Origin of the sequence: Methylobacterium sp. WL120 (assembly GCF_008039465.1) — a bacterium.
Lineage (GTDB): Bacteria > Pseudomonadota > Alphaproteobacteria > Rhizobiales > Beijerinckiaceae > Methylobacterium > Methylobacterium cerastii.
The window spans coordinates 1-2,771 of sequence record NZ_VRUT01000289.1; the positions used below are offsets into that span (position 1 = coordinate 1).

2 protein-coding genes and 1 pseudogene are annotated in these 2,771 nt (G+C 68.4%); all 3 read right to left on the reverse strand.

The genetic code is table 11. The features are described 5' to 3' along the window. Positions 1-7: 7 nt before the first annotated feature. The gene (locus tag FV229_RS26310) at positions 8-532 is read right to left on the reverse strand and encodes a hypothetical protein (protein ID WP_147754733.1); all 525 of its coding nucleotides are present in this window, start codon (positions 530-532) and stop codon (positions 8-10) included. Positions 533-782: 250 nt separating this feature from the next. Then, positions 783-2,165, reverse strand: a complete 1,383-nt coding sequence (locus FV229_RS26315) for a 2-hydroxycarboxylate transporter family protein (RefSeq protein WP_147754734.1) — start codon at positions 2,163-2,165, stop codon at positions 783-785. 364 nt (positions 2,166-2,529) lie between these two features. Continuing rightward, positions 2,530-2,771: pseudogene (locus FV229_RS26320) on the reverse strand (porin); the annotation flags it as partial.

Consider the following 2,771-nt stretch of genomic DNA (forward strand, 5'->3'; position numbering starts at 1 on the left):
TTTTTTTTTATTTTTCCGGGTACCACGTTTTCTTACATTTTTTGGGTGGTGGGTTGGTTATTTTGTGTATATGAGACTGGCGTCTACACTGGGTCGCGGCGGGGTTGGGGCCGATCTTCGAGATCGCGGCCGCGCGCCGGGCGACGACCGCCTCCAAGGCGGCGGCGGTCTCCGATTCGGAGAGCAACGGGATCGGGACCGCCTGCGCCCCGGCGACGCTTTTGGGCGCGCCAGCGACCAGCCAGCCGAGCTGCGGCATCCCAGCCGCGAGATGCGCGAGCGCCCGCAGGAAGTTGGGCTCGGCGACCGCCCCGATATCGGTGAGAACGATGGCGACGGGACCGGAAACATCCCTGGCATCAAGGCCTTCGGCCAGGATCTCCGTGAGACGCGCGAAGGTGGTCTCGGGCGTGCAGCGCAGGCCGAGCACGCGGGTCCGGCGCGCCAGCGCGTCGGCGACGGCGGCGGCGATCGCGGTGCTGCCGCTGCCCGACGGGCCGGACAGGCACACCGGCTGCCGCGCTTCGGTCACCAGGACCCGAATCCGCCAGACGAGCGCATCGCGGCCGACGAGCCCGGACGCGTGGCGGGCTTCGGCGTCGCGCGGGCGGATCGTGCCGGAGCGGTTCGGCCGGATGAGGTCTCGGGCTGTCGCGAGCATCAGGGAGCGTTCCGATTCGGGCCGCCGGCGGCGGTCCCGAACCAGAGTGGCGGCAGAGGGTGAAGGTGATATTAACCCTGGGTTGTATTTAGCGCACCGGTTCCCGCGCTCATGGGCCAGGTCAGCCCGCGATGCCGGTCAGCCATTTCAGGGTGATCAGGGTGCCGGTCACCGTGAGCGCGCCGCCGATCCGCGTGGCGATCTGGGCGAACGGCATCAGCGCCATCCGGTTGGAGGCCGTGAGGATCGCCACGTCGCCGGTGCCGCCCTGCCCCGAATGGCAGGCGTTCACGATCGCGGTCTCGATCGGGTACATCCCGAGCAGGCGCCCGACGACGAAGCCGGTGCCCATCAGCGTGGTCACGGTGGCGACGATGGTGATCAGGTTGGTGACGGTGAAGGCCGCCATCAGCTTGTCCCACGGGGTGAGCGCGACGCCGATGGCGAAGAGCAGCGGATAGGTCATGCCGGTCTGCACGAACTTGTAGACCACGAAGCCGCCGGCCTGGAGATGGGGCGAGACCGCGCTCGAGAGCTTGGCCAGCACCGCCAGGAACAGCATCGCCACGGGCGCCGGCAGGCCGGTGAGGTGGTGGGCCATCACGCCGAGGAGATAGAGGGTGATCGCGGTGAGCCCGGCGGCGGCGATGGTCGAGACGTCGACCTGGCCGGAATTCGCCTCCTCCTTCGCGACCGCGTCGCCGGGGAGCGTCCCGTCGTGGTCGGGCTGAAGCTTTCCCTCGCCGGTCAGGCCGGGATAGCGCTTGCCGACGAAGTTCAGGGTGCCCGAGAGGATGATCGCCGTGAGGCTGCCGAGCATCACCGGCGGCAGCACCTGGGCGAACACGTCGCCCTGCGGCTGGCCGAGGATCTGGGCGTAGCCGATCGAGAGCGGGATCGCGCCCTCGCCGACGCCGCCGGCCATGATCGGCACGACGATGTAGAAGAAGGTGTGGTGGGCGCCCAGGCCCAGCATCGTCCCGACCAGCGTCCCGACCGCGGCCGCGACAACCGAACCCACAGCGAGCGGCACGAAGATCTTCAGGAACCCCTTGATCAGGACGTCCCGGTCCATCCCGAGGATGGAGCCGACGATGATCGCCGCGATGTAGATGTAGAGGAAGTTGGTGAACTTCGTGAAGTCGACGATCGCCTTCTCGACCTGCGGCGGGATCAACTTGTAATAGACAAGCGCCGACGGCACGAAGGTCGCGAAGATCGCCCCCGCGCCGATGTTGCGCAGGATCGGCAGCCGCTTGCCGATCTCGGCGCAGGTGAAGCCGCCGAGCACCAGCACGGCGATCATCGTCGGGCCGTCGGGGCGGATCTCGCCCTCGGCGGTCAGGATCGCCAGGAGCACCGCGACGATCACATAGATCGGCAGCGGAATGATGCCGATCTGGGTGTCGACCAGCCGCCACCAGCCGAGAGGCCAGAACCGGCGCGACGGCTCCGAGGCCGAGACAGGTCGATCCGCGAGCGGCGGTGAGGTGAGGCGCGTCACGGGGTTTCCTCCGAAGATCCGGCCTCTTGGCGGGCCGGTCCAGTCCTGCCGCCGGCGGCGACCTGCCGGGCGTGCGGCACATCGAGATCGGATCGCGGACGGATGAGACCGCGTTCGGTCCGACTCGGGCGGGCCGGACGTTGCCGGCGACGCTTTGATCTCATCCCGAAGCGGCTTCGAAGGTCAATGCCTCCCGCACGTGCCGGTGGAGAGACCGCCGCGACTGTCTCAAACCTGCGACGACGCGCACGGCCCGGCACGAAAAAGGCCCGGCTGCGGCAGCCGGGCCTCGATCGTGCCGTGGGTCTCTCGATGCCCCGCGTCGCGCGGTTCCCTCGGGGACCGCGCGACGTCTCTGCCTGACTTAGAAGTCGCGCTGGACGCGGGCGCGGACCTGGAAGACGTCGTCGCTGCTGGTGGTGCGCACGAACCCGCCGGCGTTGATCGCGGCGACACGGGCGGTCGAGTAGGCGGTCGGATCCTTGTCCTGGTCGATCACGCGGCCGTTCTTGACGCCGATCTGGGTGTAGAAGCCTTCCACACCGATATCGAGGTCCTTGACCGGCGACCAGATCAGGCTCGCGCCGGCGACGAACTGGTAGGTGT